General features: G+C 51.3%; 20 protein-coding genes and 1 other RNA gene. 10 read left to right on the forward strand and 11 right to left on the reverse strand.

What is annotated here, in order from left to right; genetic code table 11:
• Positions 1 to 29: 29 nt before the first annotated feature.
• The 8 genes from mraY to rnpB all read right to left on the reverse strand — a co-directional run bounded on the left by mraY (position 30) and on the right by rnpB (position 8,351).
• Positions 30 to 1,112, reverse strand: coding sequence for a phospho-N-acetylmuramoyl-pentapeptide-transferase (mraY, locus tag CBR65_RS08285; protein ID WP_087466426.1), 1,083 nt, complete (start codon positions 1,110 to 1,112; stop codon positions 30 to 32).
• Positions 1,112 to 2,515: a UDP-N-acetylmuramoyl-tripeptide--D-alanyl-D-alanine ligase gene (murF, locus tag CBR65_RS08290; protein WP_087466427.1), complete on the reverse strand. Its 1,404-nt coding sequence runs from the start codon at positions 2,513 to 2,515 to the stop codon at positions 1,112 to 1,114. Before murF ends, mraY begins: the two co-directional genes overlap by 1 nt.
• Positions 2,512 to 4,083, reverse strand: coding sequence for a UDP-N-acetylmuramoyl-L-alanyl-D-glutamate--2,6-diaminopimelate ligase (locus tag CBR65_RS08295; protein ID WP_087466428.1), 1,572 nt, complete (start codon positions 4,081 to 4,083; stop codon positions 2,512 to 2,514). The genes murF and CBR65_RS08295 overlap by 4 nt, the downstream gene beginning before the upstream one ends.
• A complete protein-coding gene (locus CBR65_RS08300) occupies positions 4,083 to 5,885 on the reverse strand; it encodes a penicillin-binding protein 2 (RefSeq protein WP_087466429.1) in 1,803 nt (600 codons plus the stop codon). The genes CBR65_RS08295 and CBR65_RS08300 overlap by 1 nt, the downstream gene beginning before the upstream one ends.
• Entirely contained in the window at positions 5,878 to 6,189 is a 312-nt protein-coding gene (gene ftsL / locus CBR65_RS08305) for a cell division protein FtsL (protein ID WP_087466430.1), read from the reverse strand. Before ftsL ends, CBR65_RS08300 begins: the two co-directional genes overlap by 8 nt.
• 74 nt (positions 6,190 to 6,263) lie before the next feature.
• Complete coding sequence (rsmH, locus tag CBR65_RS08310) at positions 6,264 to 7,196, reverse strand: 16S rRNA (cytosine(1402)-N(4))-methyltransferase RsmH (protein ID WP_087466431.1); 933 nt, start codon at positions 7,194 to 7,196, stop codon at positions 6,264 to 6,266.
• A gap of 9 nt (positions 7,197 to 7,205) precedes the next feature.
• Complete coding sequence (gene mraZ, locus CBR65_RS08315; RefSeq protein WP_087466432.1) at positions 7,206 to 7,646, reverse strand: division/cell wall cluster transcriptional repressor MraZ; 441 nt, start codon at positions 7,644 to 7,646, stop codon at positions 7,206 to 7,208.
• Positions 7,647 to 7,968: 322 nt separating this feature from the next.
• An RNA gene (gene rnpB, locus CBR65_RS08320) (RNase P RNA component class A) lies at positions 7,969 to 8,351 on the reverse strand.
• 329 nt (positions 8,352 to 8,680) lie between these two features.
• On the opposite strand from rnpB, the gene CBR65_RS08325 reads away from it, so the two are divergent.
• Complete coding sequence (locus tag CBR65_RS08325; protein ID WP_232461398.1) at positions 8,681 to 11,053, forward strand: TonB-dependent receptor; 2,373 nt, start codon at positions 8,681 to 8,683, stop codon at positions 11,051 to 11,053.
• Positions 11,054 to 11,130: 77 nt separating this feature from the next.
• Here CBR65_RS08325 and rsmI read toward each other — a convergent pair whose 3' ends face one another.
• Positions 11,131 to 11,979, reverse strand: a complete 849-nt coding sequence (gene rsmI, locus CBR65_RS08330; RefSeq protein ID WP_198300961.1) for a 16S rRNA (cytidine(1402)-2'-O)-methyltransferase — start codon at positions 11,977 to 11,979, stop codon at positions 11,131 to 11,133.
• A gap of 88 nt (positions 11,980 to 12,067) precedes the next feature.
• Between rsmI and CBR65_RS08335 the strand changes: the two genes are divergently transcribed.
• The 8 genes from CBR65_RS08335 (at position 12,068) to CBR65_RS08370 (ending at position 20,458) form a co-directional block, all read left to right on the forward strand.
• The gene (locus CBR65_RS08335) at positions 12,068 to 13,912 is read left to right on the forward strand and encodes a penicillin-binding protein activator (protein ID WP_087466434.1); all 1,845 of its coding nucleotides are present in this window, start codon (positions 12,068 to 12,070) and stop codon (positions 13,910 to 13,912) included.
• A 3-nt stretch (positions 13,913 to 13,915) separates the two neighbouring features.
• Positions 13,916 to 14,296, forward strand: a complete 381-nt coding sequence (locus tag CBR65_RS08340; RefSeq protein WP_087466435.1) for a YraN family protein — start codon at positions 13,916 to 13,918, stop codon at positions 14,294 to 14,296.
• A gap of 78 nt (positions 14,297 to 14,374) precedes the next feature.
• Positions 14,375 to 14,959 (forward strand): SIS domain-containing protein, encoded by a 585-nt coding sequence (locus CBR65_RS08345; protein WP_087466436.1) that lies wholly within the window; start codon positions 14,375 to 14,377, stop codon positions 14,957 to 14,959.
• A gap of 2 nt (positions 14,960 to 14,961) precedes the next feature.
• The gene (locus CBR65_RS08350) at positions 14,962 to 15,537 is read left to right on the forward strand and encodes a BON domain-containing protein (protein ID WP_087466437.1); all 576 of its coding nucleotides are present in this window, start codon (positions 14,962 to 14,964) and stop codon (positions 15,535 to 15,537) included.
• Positions 15,538 to 15,649: 112 nt separating this feature from the next.
• The gene (locus CBR65_RS08355) at positions 15,650 to 16,243 is read left to right on the forward strand and encodes a LemA family protein (protein ID WP_087466438.1); all 594 of its coding nucleotides are present in this window, start codon (positions 15,650 to 15,652) and stop codon (positions 16,241 to 16,243) included.
• Positions 16,244 to 16,365: 122 nt separating this feature from the next.
• Positions 16,366 to 18,309, forward strand: a complete 1,944-nt coding sequence (locus tag CBR65_RS08360) for a M48 family metallopeptidase (protein WP_087466439.1) — start codon at positions 16,366 to 16,368, stop codon at positions 18,307 to 18,309.
• A gap of 94 nt (positions 18,310 to 18,403) precedes the next feature.
• Complete coding sequence (locus CBR65_RS08365) at positions 18,404 to 19,687, forward strand: aminotransferase class I/II-fold pyridoxal phosphate-dependent enzyme (RefSeq protein ID WP_087468981.1); 1,284 nt, start codon at positions 18,404 to 18,406, stop codon at positions 19,685 to 19,687.
• Positions 19,688 to 19,915: 228 nt separating this feature from the next.
• Positions 19,916 to 20,458: an aminoacyl-tRNA deacylase gene (locus tag CBR65_RS08370; protein WP_087466440.1), complete on the forward strand. Its 543-nt coding sequence runs from the start codon at positions 19,916 to 19,918 to the stop codon at positions 20,456 to 20,458.
• 81 nt (positions 20,459 to 20,539) lie between these two features.
• On the opposite strand, the gene CBR65_RS08375 is transcribed toward CBR65_RS08370, so the two are convergent.
• Positions 20,540 to 20,953: a biopolymer transporter ExbD gene (locus CBR65_RS08375; RefSeq protein ID WP_087466441.1), complete on the reverse strand. Its 414-nt coding sequence runs from the start codon at positions 20,951 to 20,953 to the stop codon at positions 20,540 to 20,542.
• A 225-nt stretch (positions 20,954 to 21,178) separates the two neighbouring features.
• On the reverse strand, positions 21,179 to 22,240 hold the full coding sequence (gene dinB, locus CBR65_RS08380) for a DNA polymerase IV (protein WP_087466442.1): 1,062 nt from the start codon (positions 22,238 to 22,240) through the stop codon (positions 21,179 to 21,181).
• Between the two features lie 786 nt (positions 22,241 to 23,026).
• Here dinB and CBR65_RS08390 point away from each other — a divergent pair.
• Positions 23,027 to 23,881, forward strand: coding sequence for a hypothetical protein (locus CBR65_RS08390; protein ID WP_087466444.1), 855 nt, complete (start codon positions 23,027 to 23,029; stop codon positions 23,879 to 23,881).
• Positions 23,882 to 23,941 lie beyond the last annotated feature (60 nt).

Raw genomic sequence — 23,941 nt, forward strand, 5'->3', positions numbered from 1 at the left:
ACAGTCATCTCTCTTTAAACATTCTTTAATTAACGCAGTTTTAAAGTAGCCAGGCCGATCAACACCAGGATCACCGTAATGATCCAGAAACGAACGATGACACGCGGCTCAGGCCAACCTTTTAATTCAAAATGGTGATGGATGGGTGCCATGCGAAATATTCGCCGACCGGTCAACTTGAATGACGCCACCTGTAGAATCACCGAGACGGTTTCCAACACAAAGATGCCGCCCATAATGAACAACACGATTTCATGACGGATGACCACAGCAATCACGCCCAGTGCGGCGCCCAATGCCAACGCGCCCACATCGCCCATAAATACCTGTGCGGGATAAGTGTTGAACCAGAGAAAACCCAAACCCGCACCAACCAATGCACAACAGAAAACCACTAATTCACCGGCGCCGGCCACGTAGGCAATTTGCAAATACTGGGCAAACTTCACATTCCCCGACAGATACGCAATCACTCCCAGTGCGGCCGCCACCATAACGCTGGGCATAATGGCCAGGCCGTCGAGACCGTCCGTTAAATTCACCGCATTACTCGAACCCACAATCACAAAGTACGTCAGCACGATGTAAAACAAACCCAGATCGATGGCGACGTTTTTAAAGAATGGGATAAACAATTGTGTTTCCACCGGACTGGCGGCGGTGTAAAACAAAAATACCGCGGCACCAAAGCCGGCGATGGATTGCCATAAATATTTCCAACGCGCCGGCAAACCGCGACTGTCGCGCTTGGCCACCTTGCGATAATCATCTACCCAACCCACCGCACCAAAAATTGCAGTGACGATGATGACCACCCACACGTAGCGATTACTTAAATCCGACCACAACAATGCGCTGATAAAAATCGCGCTCAGAATCAGTGCCCCACCCATGGTCGGCGTACCGGATTTACTCAAATGCGATTGCGGCCCGTCTGTCCGTACCGCTTGGCCGATGCGCATAGCGTTCAAACGTTTAATCACCCAAGGCCCCAACAACAGCGAAATTCCCAACGCTGTTAACACGCCCAGGATCGCGCGCAGGGTGAGGTATTGAAACACTGCAAAACCGCGCACATATTCTTGTAAGTATTCTGCGAGCCAATACAGCATTAGTGGGGTTCTCCGGTGGAGGTTGATGAATCGCACAAGGCGCGCACGATTAAATCTGTCTTGGCACTGCGAGAGCCTTTAATCAACACAGTCATGCTTTTATTCGCCATCGACGCCAAGGCATAAATCAACGTTTGCTGCTCAGCAAAATGCTGTGCACCCGAGGCCAAACCTGCACCAGCAAATGCCTCACTGGCGTGTTGACTCAACACACCAACCGTCAACAACTTATCAATGCCCCGCGCACGCGCATAAGTGCCGAGATCAGCATGCAGTTGCTCGGCGTCATTCCCCAGCTCTCCCATATCCCCTAACACCAGCACGCGGGTTCCCTCTTGTGCTGCGAGCACATCAATTGCCGCACGCACAGATCCCGGGTTTGCGTTGTAACTGTCATCAATCACTTGCATGCCCTTGAGGCCTGTCTGGCGAGTCATTCGCCCAGCCACCGGGGTAAATTTTTGCAGACCGTTGCGAATTTGTTGGATGTTCGCACCTGCCGCGCAAGCACAAGCGGCGGCCATTAATGCATTGCGCACACTGTGCTCACCCAGGGCGTTCAGTTGCACAGACATGGATTCCTGACGAATCACTAACACAAAAGTCACACCATCGGCGGTGACTTTAATATCGCGCGCGAAACAATCAGCCGATTCATTTTGCAAGGACACCTTGATCACCTGCTTATCCGTCAGCTGCGCCAACCACTGTGCTGCGTAACGGTCATCCAGATTGACGATCGCTGCACCATTGGCAATCAGGCCCTGATAAATTTCGGCCTTGGCGATGGCTACGTTATTGATAGAACCAAAGCCGGCGATGTGGGCCGGCATCACATTGTTGATCATGGCAATGGATGGCGTCGCCAACGAACATAAATAAGCAATTTCACCGAGACCGCTAGCACCCATTTCAATAACGGCATATTCGTGTTTTGGCTCCAGCTGTAATAACGTCAGCGGAACACCAATGTGATTATTCAAATTTCCTTGCGTTGCCAACACTGCTCCGCGTTCGCGCAAGATGCAGGTCAACATGGTTTTCACCGTGGTTTTACCACTGCTTCCGGTAATCGCAATTAACGGCCCGCTAAAAGCTGCGCGATTGCAGGCGGCAATTTGTCCCAGCGCCAGCATCGTGTTAGTGACAACCAGCTGTGGCAATGCAACATTTGCATCAAAACTTTCTACCACCACACCACACACACCTTTTGCCGCAGCTTCAGCCAGGAAATCATGGGCATCGAAACGCTCTCCGCGCAGGGCGACAAATAAATCGCCAGCTTGTAACTGACGCGTATCGGTGGTTACACGGGAAAAACTCACGTCACCGTTATGTAACGTGGCGCCGAGAGAGGTACGCATCTGGTCGGCCATTTGCGCCAATGTCAGTGGCATCATCATGACTTCAGCTCCTCGTCTGCTTCACGCCGTGCTATACGTCGCTGCAATGCAAGACGCGCCTGTTTTACATCGCTGAATGGCAAGGTTTGTGTGGCGAAGATTTGATAATCTTCGTGACCTTTACCCGCAATCAATACCACATCTCCCGCCTTGGCTTGCTGGACAGCAAGGTCAATGGCCTGGGCTCGCTCGGCAATCACCAGACAACCGTGGGTGTTATGCATACCACGTAAAATCTCTGCCGCGATGATCGCCGGGTCTTCGGTGCGCGGGTTGTCGTTGGTCACAATGACATAATCACTAAAGCGTTCTGCAATGCGGCCCATTAGCGGTCGCTTGGTTCTATCGCGATCACCGCCGCAACCAAATACCGTCCATACTCGGCCGGGGTTATGCTCACGAATGGCTTTCAATGTATTTTCCAAAGCATCCGGTGTGTGCGCGTAATCAACAATGACATTGATGTCTTGCTGGGATTGTTCAAGCACCACCGCCTGCATGCGGCCCGGTGCCGGTTGCAGTTGCGGAATGGCCAGGAGCACATCAGCCAGGGACGCACCGCCGACACAAGCAGCCGTAATCACAGCCAACAAGTTGCTGAGATTAAAAGCACCCATCAGATGGCTGTGGAACTCACCTACGCCCCAGGGGGTAACCAGTGTTACTTTGGCTCCGGAACCGGTGAGCGCAATATCTTTTGCAAACACATCCGCGTCGACATCGCGCAATGAATAACGGAAAGGCTGCACATCGGCGGGTATTTTTTCCAATAAACTTTTAGCCCACTCATCGTCGGCATTGATGATGGCGTAACGCAAGCCAGGCATTTGCAACAACAACTGTTTTGCTTTGCCGTAGCTCGCAAGGTCGCCGTGATAATCCAGATGATCTTGCGTCAAATTGGTAAAGATGGCGGTTTCAAAATGCAATCCGGCGACGCGTCCTTGTTGCAAGCTGTGGGATGACACCTCTATAGCCACCTCAGCAACGGCACGATCGCGCAATTGCGCAAAAATATGTTGCAAGCGAACCGCATCCGGCGTCGTTAATCCGGTGGAGGTCAGTGCGTTCAATTGTTGGGAAAAAGGCGCAAGGGCCGCTGCATCCAGCACGCCATAACCGACCGTTCCCACAACGCCTGCGCACTCATGCAATAAAGCACTCAGTTGACCCAACAGTAAGCTACAGGTGGTCTTACCGTTAGTACCGGTAATGCCCACCAGCCGAAAGTGCGCGCTGGGATCACCATAAAAACGTCCGGCAATAGCACTCACCTGTTGCGCGAGATTTTCCACCGCAATGACCGGCACCGATCCCAACCAATCAATACCTTGCCAATCTTTATCGGCTTCCACTAACACCGCGACCGCACCGCGCTCAATCGCGGTGGCGATAAAGTGACGGCCATCGAACTGGCTGCCGCCGAGTGCAATAAATACATCGCCCTGATTTAACTGCCGTGTATCCAGGGTTAAACCGGACACCACAACGGGCGCAGCTTTTGCCAATTCTGTTTGCGGCAAAAGCTGTGCGAGGGTTACAGCAAAAGATTGGGATTCCACCGCCATCACGTTACGGGCCTCCCATGAGGTTTGCGTTCTTCTTTTTTGGGTTGCACGGCCATATTGGGCGACATTATTTTTGGTGACGCCAATTTGGGTGGCACCAGGGGCTGCGGCGGGATCTGCATCATACGCAGAGCACCTTCCGCCACTTTGGAAAACACCGGCGCCGCGACAAGGCCACCGAAATATTTCGATGCATCTGGCTCATCAATTACGACAACCGCCACAATGCGCGGATTGTCGGCCGGTGCCATGCCGGCAAATGAGGACATATAACGCTTCTCTTCGTAACCGTGAGCACCGACTTTATGCACAGTTCCGGTTTTGCCGGCGACGGTATAGGAAATTGCGCGTGCGCGGGTTGCGGTACCTTCGGTGGCGGCGCGCTTCAACATAGTGACGATGTCTTGCGTGTAATGTTCAGCCACGACACGCTCTCCTGCAGCTTCGCTATCAACACGCAACAACGACACCGGACGTTTGAGGCCGCCACTGGCGATCACGCTATATGCTTGCGCCAGTTGCAATACCGTGACGTTCATGCCGTAACCGTAAGCCAGCGTTGCGCGCTGAATTGGTCGCCAGCGTGCATGGGCAGGCAATAGGCCAGAACCTTCGCCGGGAAAACCGGTACCGGTGGTCTGGCCGATACCCAGGCGCGCGTACATATCACGGATGATGTGCGGCTCCAGTTCCAACGCAAGTTTGGTCATACCAACCTGGCTGGATTTTGCGATGACCATCGACAGATCCAATGTCCCGTAATCGTGTAAATCTTTCAGGGTTTTACTGCCCACCTGGATATAACCGGGACTGGTGTTGATAACATCATTGGGTTTAAATTTTCCCGACTCCAGCGCAGCCATGACCGCCAGGGGTTTCATGGTCGACCCCGGCTCATACACGTCGGTAATTGCACGGTTGCGCAAAGCAGCGCCTTTGGCATGACTACGATCGTTAGGGTTGTAGGAAGGTTGGTTAGCCATCGCCAATACTTCACCGGTAACAACGTCCAGGATAACCAGCGAACCCGCGCGCGCGCCGCTTTCCTCGACCGCATTTTTTAATTCGCGATGCGCGAGATACTGCAAGCGCAAATCGATACTCAAGGTAAGACTTTGCCCGGACCTGGCGGACTTGATCAGTTGCAATTCTTTAACCGTGCGCCCGTGCAAATCCTTTAAGACTTCTTTTGCGCCGTTTTCACCGGACAGCCAGGCATCGTAAGCCAGCTCCATTCCTTCCTGGCCGCGATCATCAATATCCGTCATACCCACCAGATGCGCCGTCACATCACCGGCCGGATAATAACGACGGTATTCGGTTTGGCTGTACACGCCGGGAATATCCAAAGCCAAAATCGTTTCGGCTGCCTGCGGTGGCAGATGGCGCTGCAGATACATAAATTCGCGGCTGCTGTAGCGTGCAAGCCGCGATTCCAGTTCCGCTTTATTCCAACCCAGCGCTTGGGATAATTCCGCCCAGTGCTGCGGCGCCTGCAACAAAACTTTTGGATTTGCCCACAAGGAAGCCACCGGCGTACTGACCGCCAGAGGTTCACCGTTGCGATCGGTGATAACGCCGCGATAAGCCGTAATAGGTTCGGTGCGCAAGGTGCGAGACTGCCCCTGGTTTTGCAAAAATTCAAAACCTTTGTCGGTGTCAGGCAACACTTGCAAACTGGCTACGTGCCAGATCAACGCCAGCGTAGCGGCCGTCATGACCAACGCAACGCTGTAGAATCGCCAACGCGCCACTTTTAGTGTGCGCGAATCGGCGATAGTGGAATTCACAGAACTATTCATGGTTATTCACCATCACGATGCGTTCTGCAGTAGCGGGGAACATACCCAACTGTTGAGTGGCGATAGCCTCCACACGACTGTAGGAAGCCCAGGTGCTCTGCTCCAACAAATATTGACCCCACTCCACCTGCAATTGAGCAGCTTCGCGACGCAGGGTTTCGAGGGTATTGGTTTGTTTGCGCACTTGATGTGTCGAAGCGACAACCGCCAGTGCCGACGCGATAACCGCCAACCACAAGAGCGCAGCCGCCAGCAGCGCACCGGGTGCGATGGGCTTGGCAGAATGGCGAGCGGTTTGTTTCATGTCAGCCTTGTGGTGGTTTATTAAAAATATCTTTTGATGTTTGTATTTTTTACTGCTTCGCCGAGCCGAATCGGCTACTGCAATTTTTCCGCAACGCGCATGATGGCGCTTCGCGAACGGAGATTCGCATTGACTTCCAGGTCGCTCGCGCGGATGGCTTTGCCACAACTGCGCAAGCGTTTATTCAATTGTTCATCGCGCACCGGTACACCAAGCGGCAACTGATCGCCCTGCTCCTGACGACGGATAAAACGCTTCACAACGCGATCCTCAAGGGAGTGGAAGCTGATCACCACTAATCTGCCGCCCACTGCCAAAACCTTAAGCGCCTGCTCCAACACCGCGTCCAGATCGGTTAATTCCGCATTGACCTTGATGCGAATTGCCTGGAATGCGCGGGTCGCGGGATGCTTTCCTTTTTCCCACGCCGGGTTCGCTTCTTTCACAATCTCTGCCAATCGCGCCGTGGTGGTAATGAGCTGCTTTTGCCGTTCAGCGACAATGGCGCGCGCCATGCGTTTGGCAAATCGTTCCTCACCGTAATCCTTTAACACCTGGGCAATTTCACTCTCTTCTGCACTGTTAACCCAATCCGCCGCGCTCTGGCCGCGACTTTGGTCCATGCGCATATCCAGCGGACCATCCTGTTGAAAACTGAACCCTCGTTCAGCTTCATCCAACTGCGGGGAAGACACCCCCAAATCCAGCAACAAACCGGTTACTTTTCCGGTCATGTTGCGTGCGGCAACCAGTTCAGCCAGATCGGCAAATGAACTGTGGGCAATCTCAAAACGCGCATCCTGTTCAAATCGCTTACGCGCAACGGCAACAGCAGCAAGGTCTTTATCAATAGCCAGCAATTGCCCCTGAGGCGATAAGGTTTGCAGTATCAATTGGCTGTGACCGCCGCGACCAAAGGTGCCGTCGACATAAAAACCGTTCGGGTCAGTCACCAAGGCGTCGACGGCTTCCTTAAGAAGCACCGTGATATGGGCAGATTCAGTCACAGATGGCTCCTACAGCGAAAGCGACAGCATTTCTTCGGGCAGCTCATCGTCGGCAGGCTCATTCAAGAGCGCAGCCCAACTGTCCTCGCTCCACAACTCCAATTTTTTACCTTGTCCGACCAACATCATCTTTTTATCGAGATTGGCGTATTCGCGCAGCGTGGGCGGCACCAGGATGCGACCGTTACCATCAACCTCAAGCAAGGTTGCATAACCGATCATGATGCGTTTAACGCGCTGCGCCGCCTTATTGAAACTGGGTAAAGCCTCGATCTGCGGCAGCAACTCCAGCCACTCGGGCTCGGGGTAAACCAGCAAACAGCGGTCCTGGGTATGGGCAGTCACCACCAAACGGCCAGCACAGGATTCCGCCAACGCCTCGCGGATGCGCGTCGGTATCGCCATGCGACCCTTGGGGTCCATGCTGATGGAATGACTACCTGTGAACACTTTTCACCACTTGATGGACTTAATTTCCACAAAAAACCACTATTAACCACTTTTTCCCACGAGCACACTATAAATGCGGCAAAAGCAAAGTCAAGCCAGCAATGGCGCGGATGTGACGGGATTTTGTAGAGAAAAAACCTAATAACTGTGGGTATAAACAGGGTTTTGGCGAAAAGCGAAATCAGGATTTGAGAGGAGTTAGCCAAAATACAAGAGGATAGGAGGCAAACTTAATGTATTACATTAAGAAAGTGATTATTTTGTATTGAAAATGAAAGTCTATAGAGGAATGTGTTCTAACCAACACCTGGTGAGGAAAGTAATTCGGAGTCAGCCTGTAAGCCGGGTTCTGTCGTGGACAGTCATTCATCTGGGATATGTGTCACCACATACCTCAAGCAACCTACCCGAACCCGGTACGGGTCGCACCATCGGGTTCCTATTTGGTCTTGCTCCGAGCGGGGTTTACCGTGCCGCAGACTGTTACCAGCTGCGCGGTGCGCTCTTACCGCACCCTTTCACCCTTACCGGCATCCCGAAGGATACTTAGGCGGTTTACTTTCTGTTGCACTTTCCGTGGGTTCACACCCCCCAGGCGTTACCTGGCGCTCTACCCTGTGGAGCCCGGACTTTCCTCCCCGATGCACCAGACAGCACTCAAGAGAACTGTGCAGTTAACACCGAAGCGACTGTCGGGCCGACTCCGAGCGGCCACAGTAACTGCGCGAAAAAAAAAGTGCAAGAGTCGAAGCGTAAACGCCATCGCTCCTGTAAACACCATTCCTTTGTTATTGTCTGGCGCCAAAAATTGCACAAACGTTGAAAAAGCCAGCAAAAAGTTTACTTCACTGCTACTTTTAGTGAAATAAGCTATCAACTCGACAACATCTTTCAATATCATTAGCCGGTCATTCGCGCTGGCAAAAAAATAAAAAGTTATTGGGAGAATCCAGAAACGAATTTCAATCCTTGTCCATCCGGACATCGTTTATCAGTTTGCATGTATCAAATAAAAAGTTCAGGAGAATACTAACGTGAAGGGTTACAAACTGAGTTTACTTACCGCACTCATCGCCGGCTACGCCATCAGCCATACAGCCACTGCGCAAACACCGGCATTAGAGGAAGTGCTGGTCACCGCGCAAAAACGCGTGCAAAGTCTTAAAGATGTTCCCATATCGGTTAACGCCATCGGCGGTGAAAAGCTGGAAAAAGATGGCATCACCAGCATTGAGCGCATGGCGGACTACATTCCCAGCTTTAACATGACCCAAACGGGTATCGGCACCAACATTTCCATTCGCGGTATTACCTCCGGCGTAAACCAGGGTTTTGAGCAATCCGCTGCGCAATTTGTCGACGGCGTACATTTCGGTCGCGCACAACTGGCGCGCGCGCCCTTCCTCGACATAGAGCGAGTCGAAGTGTTGCGCGGTCCGCAGAGTATTTTGTTTGGCAAGAACAGTACCGCTGGTGCAATCAGTATCACCACAGCTAAACCTACCGACGAGTTCGAGGCCAAGATTACAGCCCTTTATGAACCGGAATACGATGAAGAAGATCTGCGCTTTGTAGTTTCAGGTCCACTGACCGACACACTGTCTGCACGCGTTGCGCTGCTGGATCGCACGACGGATGGTTATTTTGAAAATACAACATTAGGCCGGGATGAGTCGCGCGATGAAGAGCGGGTAATTCGTGGCACGCTCGCCTGGAAACCTACTGATAATTGGGACATCACCTTAAAACTGGAAGATGGTTCCTTTGACAGCGATGGCCGCAACATTGAAGTGGTACGCCCGGTTGAATTGCCGGTTGCCGGCGCCGTGCCCTACGCCAATGTGCTTTCTGCATTAACCGGTGGAACTTACGTTCTGGATACGCAACAGGATTACAAACGTCAATCCAACGGTGATTACAGTTACAACGATACTGAAAACGCAACACTCACCATAGAAACCGGCTTCGGCGATCACACCTTTACGTCGGTAACTGGCTATAACGCCTATAACTATGAAGAGCTGTGTGATTGTGACTTTGTCGGCTTGCCGATTTTTAACGTCAGCTCCGAGGAAGACTACGAACAAGTCAGCCAGGAATTGCGTATCGCATCCCCTACAGACGGCACCATCAGCTATATCGGCGGTGTGTTCTTTCAAAGCAGCGATTTGAAATTTGATGATGTTATCGGCGTTCCCTCCGATAGCTTGCTGGGCATCGCCGTTAATCCGGCAATTCAAGGGGCATCCAGCAATCGTAATTTTGACCAGGAAAGTGATCTGGCTGCGATCTTCGCGCAGGTGACATGGAACATCTCTGATAGCTGGCATTTGACCTTGGGCGGACGTTATACCGAGGAAGATAAGGAGGCCAGTCGCAGGCAGTACCATGTCAGTCCAGCGGGAACAGAACTGCCTGTGGGCACACCGGCTGATCCGTATAACGTATTGTTCGGTCTGTTTAATATTGAGCCGTATCCCACCGTGCAAGGTGATCGGAGTGAGTCAGGGTTCAGCCCGCAAGTGAATTTGCAATATGACCTGAATTCCACAGACATGATTTACCTCAGCTATACCACTGGCTTCAAGTCTGGCGGTTTTGACGTTCGCGCCAACGCCGCACCCGGCGCAGGCAATAATTATGCATTCAATACCAGCAGCGGTTCACCCGTACCGATCACCGGCACCTTCGAATTCGAAGACGAAGAAGTGACGAATTATGAACTGGGTGGAAAGTTCACCCTGGCCGGCGGTGCGGCGGAAGTTAACCTAGCATTGTTCCGTTCCGAATTTAGCGATATGCAAACCAGTCAGTTTGATGGCGGTGTGAGCTTCAACGTAACTAACGCCGCTGAAGCGATTGTGCAAGGCCTGGAAATCGATGGACGCTGGGCGTTAACGGATACGATTCTGGTTCGCGGCGGTGCTGCTTATCTGGATTTTGAATACGATAAGTTTCCCAATTCCCAATGTTATTTTGGCCAGACTGATAACATTGCTCCCATTGGCGACAATTTCTGTGATGCCGGCGGTGCGCGCCGTGAATTCACACCGGAGTATCAAGGCAACCTGGGGATTGATCACACCTTCAGCTTTGCCAGTGGCGGATTGGAGCTGAGCAGCACCCTGGACTTGATCTTCAGCGATGAATACCTGACCACACCGTCGCTTGATCCCAAACTGAAGCAGGACGCGTTTATGAAAGTCAATGCGCGTATTGCACTCAGTGATGCAGACAACATCTGGGAATTGGCGTTGATCGGCAAGAACCTGACTGATGAAAACGTCGTGACCTATGCCAACGGTCTGCCGGTTGCCAGCATCCTCACCGGCGGTACTGGTACCGGTTATTACGCGTTTTATGAGCGGCCCAGAACGATTGCATTACAGGGCACCTTCAGGTTTTAACCGTAAGTAATACGATTGCCGGAGTCAGTTTTCCACCAGAAAATTTGCTCCGGCAATTAGCTGCCGCTTTACTTCCGCTATTCTTTTTTACTATTTTCCAACGCCCACTGATACAAAAAATTCTTTTTTAAACCGGTCAGCTTTGCACCTAAACTCGCCGCCTGTTTTATCGGTAACTCTTCCAGCAGAACGCGCATCACACGCTCGGATTCCGTTCCCATATCCTTGGCCGCCGGCGCTATGGCACCGTGAATGAGCAACACAATTTCCCCTCGCTGCTGATTGGTGTCGCTGGCGACCCAGTCGGCCATTTCCCCTACCGCGCCGCCGCGAATCGTTTCAAAAGTTTTGGTTAACTCACGCGCGAGCACCACCTCGCGTTCCGCACCAAAAATCTGCGCGACATCTTGCAACGTTTCCAATATGCGATGCGGGGCTTCATAGAAAATGAGCGTGCGGGTTTCATTAACCAAGGATTGCAACACATTGCAACGGGCCGTTTGTTTTGCGGGGAGAAACCCTTCAAACGCAAAACGATCCGAGGGCAGCCCCGCCGCCGACAGCGCTGCAATCATGGCACAGGCACCCGGTACCGGAACCACTTGAATACCCCGCTGCCGCGCGTGACGCACCAGGCGATAACCCGGGTCAGATACCAGCGGCGTGCCTGCGTCAGATATCAGCGCAACGCTTTCACCATTGAGCAGACGCTGAAGTATTTGCTCAGTGCGCTGATCGTCACTGTGGTCGTGATAGGCAACGGTCGGTGTTTTAATGTCAAAATGAGCCAGCAAACGCGAACTGTGTCGAGTATCTTCCGCTGCAATGAGTGCAACTGTTTGTAGTGCTTCCACCGCTCGCGGTACCATATCGGCCAAATTGCCGATGGGTGTGGCGACGACATACAGTATTCCTGTCGTGGACATTGAAGATGTAGTTGATGTCGAAGCACTATTGGTCATTATTCGTTCTCTATTTTTTCTGTAACGGCAATATGTCAGGAGAGTGTTGGGCATGCTGAATCGTGGAATAACCGGCGCGTTGATCGCGCTTCTGGCATTCATTCTGGCGAGCTGTAGCAGCCAGCCCACCACCGACGCCCCAGGATCAACCAGTTCCACCGCCCCTAAAGTCAAACCCCTGCTCGAACAAGCCAGCCAAAGTACATCACCCGAACGGGAAAGGCTCATGCTGCAGGCGGCAGAATTATTGATCGAACGCAAAGATTATGACTGGGCGCGTAACCTGTTGACCGGGATGGATGCGGGCACGCTGGAAGACGATGCTTATATCAAGTATGTCGATCTGTTGAGCAATGTCGCCCTGGAAGATGGCTCCTATTTTCTGACGCAGGGCATTCTAACCAACGTGCGGCTTGAACGACAGTGGCAACGCCTTGACCCTCAGGTTGAGATCCGCCTCCGCCAGAAGCGCGCGCAGGTCTTTGCGCTGTTAGGTGAGACGCATAATAGCGTGCGCGAGCGTATAACCCTGGCTGCCTTGCTGACGGATCTGGAGGAAGAAGCCCGCAACCGCGAAGAGATCTGGCAAACCCTGATGACCATGTCGCAGGGCGAGCTACAGGAGCGCAGTCAAAACGAAACGGATGAAACCCTGCGCGGCTGGTACAGCCTTGCCGCACTGAGCAAGAACAACCAAACCAACCTGGAACGACAGCAGGCCCAGGTGGATGCCTGGCGGGCGCAATGGCCCAGCCATCCTGCCAACCAAAACCTTCCCAGTGATTTGCAATTACTGCGTACCTTAATCGACAACCAGCCACGCCAGATCGCGTTACTGTTGCCGCTACAGGGACGCCTGGCCAAAGCCGGTGAAGCCGTTCGCGATGGTTTCTTTGCGGCTTACTACCGCGCCAGCAAGGAACGTCCGCTGATGCCCTTGATTCGTCAATACGACAGCAGTGGTGATGTATTAACAGCCTACGAACAGGCGGTCAGCGAAGGGGCCGAGTTAATCATTGGTCCACTGGAAAAAGAAAAGGTGGCCGAACTGAGTTTAATGCCTTCCCTTCCCGTACCGGTGCTGACGCTGAATTATCCGGATACGCAACCGGTAACACCGGTTCAGGGACTTTATCAATTTGGTCTGGCTGCCGAAGACGAGGCGCGCCAGGTAGCACGGCAGGCGTACCTTGAGGGCCACCGCTTTGCGATGGTTATGATTCCCTCGCAGGATTGGAGCGAGCGCAGTGCCAAGGCATTTACGGAGGAATGGCAAAAACTGGGGGGCACCGTCGTTAACACCAGCCAGTTTATCGGTACGGGTGATTATTCACGGGTGATCAAAAGCTCGATGCAAATTGAGCAAAGCCAGGCTCGCGCCGTGGAACTGGAGCGGCGTCTGGGCACCAATTTGCAGTTTGAAGCACGGCGCCGGCAGGATGTGGATATGATCTTTCTGATCGCCGATCCGGCCCAGGCACGTCAGGTAAAACCTACGCTGGCATTTCATTACGCTGGCCATATTCCCGTTTATGCAACCAGTCATATTTATTCCGGCATACCCAACCCCGGCATTGACCGCGACCTCAATGGAATTCGTTTCAACACTATGCCCTGGCTGTTCGACAACCAAAGCCCAGAGAAAAAAATGATTGATCAGAATACCCAATCCTCGGCTATTTACAGCCGCTTACATGCGCTGGGCATCGATGCATTCCGTCTCTATCCGCGCCTGCCCCAACTGGCGCAAGTGCCGGAGATGCGTATCTATGGCGCAACAGGCGCTTTGCATTTATTGCCTGACGGCAGAATCGAGCGCGAGCAAATCTGGGCGCGTATACGCAATGGTGTAGCGCAGCCACTTCCGACGGTCGTTGCTGAAACTTATATCGAGTAAATCATGACTTTTTCCCGTAAGGATACGAATAAATCGGCACGCGGTGCGCAGGCCGAACGATTGGCAGAACAATTTCTTCAGGGGCAAGGGCTGGTTTGTATCGAGCGGAATTATCGCTGTGCGGCCGGCGAGATTGATCTCATCATGCGCGATGGGAATATGTTGGTGTTTGTGGAGGTGCGCCTGCGCAGCAATCGCTTTTTTACCCAGGCGGCGGAGAGCGTGAATTACCGCAAGCAACATAAAATCACCCGCGCGGCACAATATTTTTTGCTAACCCGCAAACTCACCGACAAAGTCCCCTGTCGCTTTGACGTGATCGCGCTCGATGGTATGCAGACGGCGAGCATTGACTGGATTAAAAGCGCCTTCAACGCTGCCTGATGTTCTGCAAACCTTGCTCCATGCGCCATCATTGATTAACCTGCGCGCAGTCGTTTACTCCTTCAGCGGAACAGCATTATGGATCAACGGGTGATTACCCTTTTTCACGAAAGCATCGAAGCCAAGATGCAAGCGGGTGAAAGCCTTGCGCCGCTGATTGCCAGCGCCAGTCACATCATTGTTCACGCGCTGCTTGATGAGAAGAAAATTCTGACCTGTGGCAATGGTATATCCGCCGCACAAGCACAAATCTTTACCGCCAGCCTGGTCAATCGCTTTGAACAGGAACGGCCAGGTTTACCCGCGCTCAACCTGGGTGGTGACATCACCACCCAAACCGCCATCGCCAGCGATTACAGTTTTAACGATATCTATGCTAAACAAATCCGCGCACTCGGCCAGCCGGGCGACGTTTTACTGTTGCTGACTACGGGTGGAAACAGCAGTAATTTATTGCAAGCCATCAGCGCCGCCCATGATAAAGAGATGCAGGTGATAGCCCTTACCGGTCGCGATGGCGGGGATATCCCCGCGTTGTTGGATGTCAATGACCTGGAATTGCGCGTACCGCTGGGCTCTCACCCCAGAATTCACGAAGTGCATCTACTAACATTATTTTGCTTGTGTGATTTGATTGATCAGCAGCTATTCGGGAGTCATTGAACATGCTGAAGTTTTCTCCAACGCTGATTCTGCTTGCGTTCGTTATGTTATTTAGCGGCTGCGCACGCTTGATTGAAGCAACAACCAGCGAACCCATTTATGTTCACCCCGGCAAGCGCACTGTCGGCGCCACGATAGATGATCGGAATATCGAAACCATTGCCATGGTGAATATGATCAAGGCGCATCCCGGTTTGGCCGATGCTCGCATCATCGTCAACAGTCACAACGGCGTAGTGTTGTTAACCGGTCAGGTTGCCTCCAATGATTTACGCCAGCTGGCGAGTGACACCGTGAATAAGATCAGCACTGTTCGCCAACTCCACAATGAGTTACAAGTCGGCCCCTATGTGCCTATGTCCACGCGCACTTACGACACCTGGTTAACCACCAAGATCAAAACCAAACTGATCGCCAACAAAGAGATCGACAACAGCAGAGTCCGGGTAATCACTGAAGCTAAAACGGTGTTTTTAATGGGCATGGTATCCCGCCGCGAAGCCGAAATCGTGACGGATATCGCGCGGACCACGGGTGGTGTTAGAAAAGTCGTGCGCGTATTTGAATATATCAATTGAGGCGCGAGTCACACCTCAGTATGAATGCGCCCGGCGGCAGATCGATAAAGCAGCAATTCCGCATTGACGTGCTAGTATTGGATGCACAACAACAACTTTCGGGGATAAGGCTATGATCTCGACCATTGTGACACTGGTGATTATTGCTATTGTGGTGTTCTATGTTATCGGCATCTACAACAAGCTGGTTACGTTAAAAAATCGCTACCAAAATGCTTTTTCCCAAATCGAAGTCCAGCTCAAACGCCGCTATGATCTGATTCCTAATCTCGTCGAGACCGCCAAAGCTTATCTGAAACACGAACGCGAAACCCTGGAAGCCGTCATCAGTGCGCGCAACCAGGCCATGGCGGGATTGAAAGCTGCCGCAGCGGAACCCGGCAGTGCCAGCGCCATGCAACAATTAGCCGGTGCCGAAAATTTACTAACCAATGCCATGGGTCGCTTGAATGTGGTGATGGAAGCCTATCCTGACCTGAAGGCATCACAAAATATGATGCAGGTTTCCGAAGAACTCACCAGCACAGAAAATAAAGTCGCCTTTTCGCGGCAGGCTTTCAACGATGCGGTGACGGCCTACAACACCTACAGACAAACTTTCCCACCGGTTTTCTTCGCCAATATGTTTGGCCACAGCGAAGATGCCGCCCTGCTGGAATTCGCCGATTCGGCAGAAATTCAGGCTGCACCCAAGGTTGCATTTTAAATCCTGCGATCATTGTGCCCGCTGTCGTGGCGGGCCGAACTGGCAGAAAAAAATAGCTATATATAAAGAAGGAAGATTATCAGGACGATCTCCTCGGCCACTTATCCGCAGGAACACCATCCATGAACTTTTTTGAGCAACAGGATCTGGCGCGTCGCAATACCAAACGCCTTATTCTTTTATTGTGCGCTGCGGTCCTTTCACTGATTCTTATCACCACCCTACTCTTTGCATTCATCATCTTTTATTTACAGGATGGGTATACCGGTCATTTATATGAAGCTCAACATACCGGGTTGTGGCAAGGACTGTTTAACACGCTGAGTTGGGAACTATTGGGATGGATGACGCTGATAATCTGCGGTGTCGTCTTTGCCGGCAGCGCTTATAAGTTAATCCAGTTACGTAGCGGCGGCAGGGTCGTGGCGGAAGCCATGGGCGGCCGCTTGATTAATATCAATGCCAGCGACGCCGATGAGAAAAAAATCCTTAATATTGTCGAGGAGATGGCCATTGCTTCCGGCACGCCGGTGCCCCCGGTTTATCTGATAGAAGATGATGCCATCAACGCATTCGCCGCCGGCCACACACCACAAGATGCCGTAATTGGTATTACGCGCGGATGCATTCGCCTGTTAAATCGCGATGAGCTGCAAGGCGTGGTTGCCCATGAATTCAGTCATATTTTTCACGGTGATATGAACCTGAATATCCGCCTGGTGGCATTGCTCAACGGCATTTTGCTGATTGGCCTCATCGGGCATTACATGGTGCGCAGCACCGGTCAGCGCCGGATATTTCGTTCCAGCCGCGATAAATCATCCGCCGCGTTTTTGAGTGTTGGCATGGCATTGATGGTGGTCGGTTATGGCGGTACATTTTTCGGCAACATGATCAAAGCCGCCGTCAGTCGCCAGCGGGAATTTTTAGCGGATGCCTCCGCCGTCCAATTCACACGCAATCCCGGTGGTATTTCCGGTGCATTGAAAAAAATAGGCGGCTATGTCAGTGGTTCAAAACTTGAGTCTGCTAATGCGGCTGAATTCAGCCATATGTATTTCAGCCAAGGTGTGAGCACGGCATTTAATGCATTGATGGCTACGCATCCTCCGCTTGATCAACGTATAAAGCGCATAGAACCCCGTTGGAATGGGCAGTATCCACAGGTCGAAATCACACTCACAAACAACCGGCCAGCAGATGATGATAGTGTTCAGCAAACGGTTGGCAGCGCCCAATTTGCTGAAATAAGCCGCAAACAATCTATCGATATTGATGCAACACTTGCGCATATCGGGCAGCCCGATACTGCGCATATCGATTACGCACAACAGACTCTCGCCACCCTCAATGAGGCGATTCGCGAAGCAGCCCATGATCCGTTTTCCGCACGAGCGCTTATCTACGGGCTGTTGCTGAGTAAAAAACCGGATCAACAACAAGGACAGTGGCAGCTATTGGCCAAAGAAATACCGGCAAGAGAGCTTGCAGCCCTACAAAAGATTGCGCGCCTGAGTAGCGCATTATCCGAACGTTTACGCCTTCCACTGGTTGAGCTTTGCCTGCCGACACTCAAGCAGCTTTCACCGGAACAGGCGGCGACATTCAAAGGATGTATCAAGTTGCTGATTCAGGCGGATAAAAAAATCCATCTGATGGAGTGGGCTCTGCAACGCATCGTCATTCATCATTTACAGGAACCAAAGGTTATCTCCCGGCAACATGATCTGCGCGAGATGCGGAATGAATGTCAGTTGTTGCTGAGCGTCCTCGCTTATGCAGGCGCCGCATCTGACGAGGCGGCTGCACATGCTTTTCAACTTGGTGTTAACAACCTGCGTCTGGCAGCGTTAGATATTCTGCCGAAAAGTGTGGTGAAAATTGCACATCTGGATGAAGCCCTGGATCGATTAAATCAGGTAAAAGCTCTGCAAAAACCGCTGCTCTTAAAAGCCATGAGTCAATGCATTCTGCACGATGGTGTCGTCTCTATTGCCGAAGCTGAATTATTTCGCGCAATGGCAGATGGATTGGATTGCCCGGTCCCGCCCTTGCTCCCGACTTGATCCTGATCACCTGTAATTATTTATGTGAGCGGTTATAATGCGGCCGTTTTGTCTCCTGACAACCATTCAATCACCAACCATTGAGGTAAAGACCTTGCAACTGGATCAAGCGACTCCGGAACAATTGCGCCAGTGGGAAAGCCAACTGGCTGCCGACTATCAAGCTATTCTCGATAAAAAACTCAATCTGGATCTGACCCGGGGCAAGCCCTCTGCAGAGCAGTTGGCGCTCTCGGATGCACTGGATGGAATTCTCAATGGCAACTACACCGCCGCCGACGGCACTGACACCCGCAACTACGGCGGCCTCGACGGCCTGCCAGAAGCCAAACAATTGGGCGCAAATATCATGGATGTTGACGCCGCCAATGTATTAGTCGGTGGCAACAGCAGCCTGACCTTGATGTTTCAGGTCATGCTGACTGCCTATCAATTTGGTCTGAAAGATGCGGCCAGCGCCTGGAAAAATGAAGGCGAAGTCAAATTTCTGTGCCCGGTACCTGGCTATGACCGTCACTACACGGTCTGTGAGCAATTAGGTATCAGCATGGTGAATGTGCCCATGACCGCCAACGGCCCGGATATGGACACCGTTGAAGCGCTGCTCAAGGCAGATAAGAACATCAAAGGTATGTGGTGCGTGCCGAAATATTCCAACCCGACGGGCGTTGTCTACAGCGACGAAACTGTTGAGCGCATCGCCAAACTGGGCCAAATTGCCAGCCCCAACTTTCGCGTGTTTTGGGACAATGCCTATTCTGTCCATGACTTGACGCCCAATGCACCGCAATTAGCCAGCATTCTTGCCGCAACGCGTCGCAACGGCACAGAGGATTCTGTTATCCAGTTTGCCTCAACCTCCAAGATCACTCATGCAGGTGCCGGCGTTGCGTTTGTTGCAGCCAGTGCGACTAACCTCGCGGGTTTCAAAAAATTCCTGAATACCTGCACTATCGGGCCGGACAAAGTAAATCAAATCCGCCACACCCGCTTTTTACCCACCAAAGATGCATTGATGCAACATATGCAAAAACATGCTGCCTTGTTAAATCCACGTTTCGATGCGGTACTGAGTGCATTGTCCAGCGCCTTTGATGGAACCGATCTCGGTGCATGGGAAAAACCTGTCGGTGGTTATTTTGTGTCGTTTGATACTCGCAAGAATTGCGCAAAAGAAACTGTCCGCCTGGCCGCGGAGGCCGGCGTTAAATTAACACCCGCCGGCGCAACCTACCCCTATGGTAAAGATCCGGAAGATCGCAATATTCGCATCGCCCCGTCTGTACCAACAGTCCCCGAAGTTGTTGCTGCCATGCAAGTATTTGTGACCTGCGTAAAACTCGCATCGGTCAAACAAAAACTTGCCGGTCTGGCGTAACAATTGACGAACTAATCAGAGCCGTCGGCCCTTTGGCCGGCGGCTTTTTTATATGAATTGCCTGCCATACGCTTCCCGCCCTTTGCAAAAGACCCAAATCGTATAAAGAATCCTGTTTACCGTTGAAAAGTTTCCATCGCTCTCCTGAAACGACACATATACTTCGGTTAATGGTGAGCGAATATCCCTCACCCACTCGTATCTCGTTCGCACTCTGGAGATTGTCTTATGGGTGTTGCTGCTAGCGTTGAGAAGTACCTGAAAACAAAGGGTGTAGATTTCACACTTCTGGAACACGAATACAGCGAAGGATCTTTTAATACTGCACGTATTGCGCATATTGATGAGACCAGCCTGGCCAAAGCCGTGCTGGTCCGCGATGAAGACTTTCATTACACCCTCTGCGTCCTCCCATCACGCAACAAAATTTTACGTCATACGCTCAATCAGATTTTTGATCGCCATATGGAGCTGGTCGATGAAGATGAACTACATGATATTTTCCGTGACTGTGCTGCCGGAGCAGTACCGGCCTTGGGTGAGGCTTACGGGCTGGATGTCATATGGGATGATGAGTTGATGCAAGCACCAATGGTATTTATTGAGGCGGGCGATCATCGGCATTTGATCTGCCTGGAACAAAGCCAATTTTCCAGGCTGATGCAGGATAAGTTGCACGATCATTTCAGTACTGAAAGGGTTCGCCTCAAGAAGCGCGAAAAAACCAGGAGCCGCAAGGTATCACTGGTCCAGGAAGAAATGCGTCTGTAATAGATCTCAAGAACACGAATTTACGGCAATAAAAAAGCCCCGCTGTTTTGCAACAGCGGGGCTTTTTCTATTCGGCAACCGTCAGTTTTTCATCGGAGCCAGCACAACATTTGGTGCGTGTGCTTCGCGCGCTGCATCAGCAACAAGTACATAAGTACCGGCATGAGCCTTCGGGTCTGCGGAGATAATCACCGTTGCCTTGGGCAACTCGGCACGCATACGCTCAATATTTGAGCGCACAGCGCGTTCATCCACACGGCGATCTTCCATCCAAATCTGGTTATCGGCTGTGATGCGCACAAGAATATTCTGAGGGGCATCTGGTGGTGGAGGGTTGTTGTTATCTTCCGGGATATTGACATCGATACCAATTTCTTTAACAAACGAAGCGGTTACGATAAAGAAGATCAACATGATAAAGACCACATCCAGCATGGGGGTCAGGTCAATATCGTTAGACTCGTCAGCACTACGGCCTTTTTTTCTTCGGCTCACCGCGATTACTCCTCTAGTGTTATGTATTGCTAATGTTATATATATATGCCGCGCCGGCACAGCAAGAGCGCCATGTTACCAGTTTTCCAGGGCGAATGACTAATGCTTTATTGGCATGAAATTGGGCAAAATAACGGCTTCACCGCAGGCATATGCCCCGCATGCCGCTCGGGCGGACCTGGCCATAGAGCCCGAGGTTGTCGCCAAGTTCCCGTCTATCACCGCCTAATCGAACAAATCCAACTGGTAGAAGGCCTGATCCTCACGCAGATCAACAAATCGGACGCCCACCCCCAACAACCTCACCGGGCTGTGGTTGCCGCGTTCAAAGGCCTGGGCACATAACGCGTGATAATCAACCATGTTCAACGTTTGCCCTGCGCGCTCAACAGTGGTACCGGAGAAGTCTGCGAATTTGAGCTTTACAAATATTTTCACAACCTGGTATTCGTCTTCCAAACGCCGCAACCGACTGGCCAGGGTCTGCAATAGCTCAGGAAACTGATTCAGACAGTGGGCCAGGTCCGGCAGATCCTCCGGATAGGTATGCTCCACACTGAGTGATTTACGTCGCCGACTGGGAATTACCTGACGCTCATCCTGCCCTCGACTGAGATCGTAAAGACGCTGTCCAAACTGGCCATAACGCTGACAAAGCTCAAACACCGAAAACTTTTGCAGATCACCACAGGTTTTCACGTTCACTTCTGCCAGGCGCGCCGCAGTAGCCTTACCGACACCATGAATTTTGCGCACCGGTAGTTGTTGCACAAAGTGCTCGACCTGCTTCGGTGTAATGACAAATAAGCCGTCCGGCTTCCTCCAATCGCTGGCAACTTTAGCCAGGAATTTATTAGGGGCTACGCCGGCAGAAACGGTAATTCCCAAATCCCGCTCAATTCGACTACGGATCAGTTGAGCAATTCTCGTTGCACTGCCATCGCAATGCGGCGAGTCCGTCACATCAAGAAACGCCTCATCCAACGACAAAGGCTCAACCAAATCGGTGTATTCGTAAAAAATATGGCGCATGCGAAGGGATACTTCCCGGTAAACATCCATACGATTCGGGAGAATTATCAAGTCAGGACATAAACGCCGTGCCGTGGCTGATGGCATTGCAGAATGTACCCCATATCGACGCGCCTCGTAGTTACACGTTGAAATGACTCCTCGTCTATCGGCGCTGCCACCTACTGCAATGGGTAGACAGCGTAAGCTTGGGTCATCACGCATTTCTATCGCAGCAAAGAAGCAGTCGGCATCACAATGAATAATTTTTCGCAATGGAGAGATCTCGCCCCGCAGATTACCGATAAAAAGCCATTATTTCGCATGGAACTGTTTAAATAAACAGTATCTTAAATGAGTAAGATGCCGCAACAAGTCTTTATAAGAGAAGAAACAAACATATTGCCCATCCAGCCTTCTCTCAAATGAAGTGAAGTAATGTAGCCCGAAGGAAGATGAATATCGTCACATTGTGCGACTCGGATAAGCTGAAGAAAGGCTTTTACAAGATTAGGCAGCAGAGTGAGTTAAGTTTATTGAGGGAACCGCAGCTTAAAATCTTACTCATGGCCGGCTTGGCTTGCATGAAAGTATCCAGTTGCATTTTTTTGCCACCGCCGTACTCGGTTCGAATTCCGCAAAAAAACCTCGCCATTTACCATTGAGAACTCGTTTTTGTATTTCATTTCCTTGAGCACAAAGCCATAAAGCACCCGTTTAAAAATAAAGTGCTGTTCATCATTCACACCGGGCAACGTAGGTTTGTGTAAAAAATTCAGCCCACATGAATTACAAAAGGGGGATGTTTTACCCAGCTGATCCGTAAATTTTCAACCGAGGCTAAAACTCCAATTATCGAAAGCTTTTTAAGAAATTACGAAAATTTCTTCCGAACCAAGGTTCAAGCAGCTCGTTTTTGATAAAAAATAGAAAAAAAACACATTTTTTCCGTCAAAACTCTTCAAAAAACTTGAATTTTTTCTATAAAGTTTTAACTTATGCGTGTTGGAAGTTTTAATCCGTTTTATAAACTCTTTCCGAAAACAATAAAGGAAACACACCATGGCTGCACGTAAATCAAAAGCGGTTGATGCTGTTGCAAATTTAGAACAGCAATTAGCTCAATTGAAAGCCCAGTTGGCAAAAGCGCGTGTCGCTCAAGCTGCTGATCTCCAAAAACAAGTTTCGGCATTGTCCAAAGACGCTGCCAAAGCAACTGCCCAGGTAAAATCTGCTCAAAGCAAACTGGCTGCTGCTTCCAAAAAGAAAACTCCGGCCGCGGCCAAACAAGTTTCTGCTGCTAAAACAGAACTTGCGAGCGCCAAAAAAGCTGCTGCTGCTGCTAAACAAGCTGTTGCAAATGCCAAAAAAGAGGCTACTGCTGTTAAATCTGCTAACAAAATGGCCGCTGCGCATGACAAGGCTGTTGCCAAAGCTGAAGCTGTTGTAGCCAAGCGTTTGAAAGCTGCCGCTAAAAAAGCTGCTGCTAAAAACAAACTGGCCGCTAAGAAAGCCGCTGCCAAAGCTAAAGTAGCTGAAAAGAAAGCTGCTGCTAAAGCCAAACTGGCCGCCAAAAAAGCTGCTGTTAAAGCTAAAGTAGCTGCCAAGAAAGCTGCTGCCAAGAAGAAAGCTGCTGAGAAAAAAGCAGCCGCTCGCGCTAAAGCTGCTGCCAAGAAAGCTGCAGCGCGCTCAAAAGCAGCAACCAAAAAAGCACCTCGCGCAGTCAAAAAAGCTGCTCCGAAAGCTGCAAAACCTGCCGCCAAGAAAGCTGTAGCTAAAAAAGCACCCGCCAAAAAGGTTGCCAAGAAAGCTGTAGCCAAGAAAAAGCCAGCCGCCAAGAAGGCAACTGTTGCTGGTGCAACTCCTGCCAAACGTGGCCGCAAGCCAAAGGCTGCTGCTCCTGCTGTGACTGCATAATTTCGTCATATCAGGTTTGGTTGAAAAAAAGGCGCTCATTCGAGCGCCTTTTTTATTTAA

It is taken from the genome of Cellvibrio sp. PSBB006 (assembly GCF_002162135.1).
Classification (GTDB): Bacteria; Pseudomonadota; Gammaproteobacteria; order Pseudomonadales; family Cellvibrionaceae; genus Cellvibrio.

Bases quoted from the DNA above. Each gene is read 5' to 3' on its own strand.
- CBR65_RS08340 (WP_087466435.1), top strand. From the start codon at position 13,916: ATGACTTTTTCCCGTAAGGATACGAATAAATCGGCACGCGGTGCGCAG.
- CBR65_RS08345 (WP_087466436.1), top strand. From the start codon at position 14,375: ATGGATCAACGGGTGATTACCCTTTTTCACGAAAGCATCGAAGCCAAG.
- CBR65_RS08390 (WP_087466444.1), top strand. From the start codon at position 23,027: ATGGCTGCACGTAAATCAAAAGCGGTTGATGCTGTTGCAAATTTAGAA.
- rsmI (WP_198300961.1), bottom strand. From the start codon at position 11,979: ATGTCCACGACAGGAATACTGTATGTCGTCGCCACACCCATCGGCAAT.
- CBR65_RS08350 (WP_087466437.1), top strand. From the start codon at position 14,962: ATGCTGAAGTTTTCTCCAACGCTGATTCTGCTTGCGTTCGTTATGTTA.
- murF (WP_087466427.1), bottom strand. From the start codon at position 2,515: ATGATGATGCCACTGACATTGGCGCAAATGGCCGACCAGATGCGTACC.
- CBR65_RS08300 (WP_087466429.1), bottom strand. From the start codon at position 5,885: ATGAATAGTTCTGTGAATTCCACTATCGCCGATTCGCGCACACTAAAA.
- CBR65_RS08360 (WP_087466439.1), top strand. From the start codon at position 16,366: ATGAACTTTTTTGAGCAACAGGATCTGGCGCGTCGCAATACCAAACGC.
- CBR65_RS08355 (WP_087466438.1), top strand. From the start codon at position 15,650: ATGATCTCGACCATTGTGACACTGGTGATTATTGCTATTGTGGTGTTC.
- ftsL (WP_087466430.1), bottom strand. From the start codon at position 6,189: ATGAAACAAACCGCTCGCCATTCTGCCAAGCCCATCGCACCCGGTGCG.
- CBR65_RS08335 (WP_087466434.1), top strand. From the start codon at position 12,068: ATGCTGAATCGTGGAATAACCGGCGCGTTGATCGCGCTTCTGGCATTC.
- CBR65_RS08370 (WP_087466440.1), top strand. From the start codon at position 19,916: ATGGGTGTTGCTGCTAGCGTTGAGAAGTACCTGAAAACAAAGGGTGTA.
- mraY (WP_087466426.1), bottom strand. From the start codon at position 1,112: ATGCTGTATTGGCTCGCAGAATACTTACAAGAATATGTGCGCGGTTTT.
- CBR65_RS08295 (WP_087466428.1), bottom strand. From the start codon at position 4,083: ATGGCGGTGGAATCCCAATCTTTTGCTGTAACCCTCGCACAGCTTTTG.